Origin of the sequence: Streptomyces sp. NPDC058877, from assembly GCF_042742855.1 — a bacterium.
Lineage (GTDB): Bacteria > Actinomycetota > Actinomycetes > Streptomycetales > Streptomycetaceae > Streptomyces.
In genome coordinates this window covers 1-1,004 of the sequence record NZ_JBHYMF010000424.1, presented here as the reverse complement: position 1 = coordinate 1,004, position 1,004 = coordinate 1, and the positions used below count along the sequence as shown (strand labels likewise).

The following is a 1,004-nucleotide window of genomic DNA, read 5'->3' as shown; positions in this document are numbered from 1 at the left end:
CTTCTCGGTAACGTCTCGTGACGGTTTGTGATCTTCATTCAGGCGGTGCGGCCGTGTTCGAGCTGCAGGACGACGAGGGCAGCTCGGGCGATCCGGGTGATGGCCGACGGATCGAGGCTGACCCTGCGCAGGGCCTTGAAGGTGACCTTCAGCAGGGCGTTCGCACGCTCCGCCACGCCGTGCACACCCCGGATCACCGCGTTGAACGTCTTGTGTTCTTCGGCGAGTTCGCCGCCCTTGGGCTTCTTGACCGGGTGGCGGAACCCGTCGCCGATGTTCTCGTAGCCGAGGTCGGTCAGGGTAGGGATGCCCAGGGTGGCGGCGAGCCGGTTCAGGGCGTCGACCAGGCCGTGGGCGCGAGCGCAGGTGGTGTCGTGCTCGCGGCCCGGTCGGACCGGGGAGACCCACAGTGGCCAGCCGTCCGGGGCGGCGATGACCTGCACGTTCCCGCCGTGGTGCCGGTGTTTCCCGGACCACCACAGGTCGGCTTTGTTGGGGCCGGCGGCGGCCACGCGGTCGGTGCGGATCACTGTGCCGTCCAGGTTGAGGTGGGTGTATCCGGCCACCGCGGCCCGCTCCAGCGCGGTGGACAGGTCCGGGGCGTGGTCGGCGAGTACGGTCAGGCCCTCGTGCAGGTAGCGGTAGGCGGTCGGCGTCGCGATGCCGTTGTCCCGGGCGAGCTGGACGAGCCGGGTACCGTCGACGAACCAGCGCAGCACGAGCACGGCCTGCTTGAAGACGCCCAGGGCACGGGTGCCTTTGCGGGTTCCCAGCCGGTCGCGATGGCCGCGCAGCAGCGCCGCGAGATGCTCGGCGGTCGCCCTGCGGACATCGAGGACGGCGGTGTAGGTGATACTGGACGGCACGTGAAGCCTCTCGGCCGGAACTTGATCTTCGCAGACCCGTTCCTACCAGGGGCTTCACGCATGTCTGACGTCGGGTCATCACCCAGGCCACCCGCAAGCTGTCACGCACCGCAACCATCACGTTGCCGAGAAGACCTC

The 1,004-nt window shown here is 68.8% G+C and carries 1 protein-coding gene; it reads right to left on the bottom strand.

What is annotated here, in order from left to right; all coding sequences use genetic code 11:
• Window positions 1-38: 38 nt before the first annotated feature.
• Window positions 39-866, bottom strand: a complete 828-nt coding sequence (locus ACFW2Y_RS36005) for a transposase family protein (RefSeq protein ID WP_384888009.1) — start codon at window positions 864-866, stop codon at window positions 39-41.
• Between the last annotated feature and the right edge of the window lie 138 nt (window positions 867-1,004).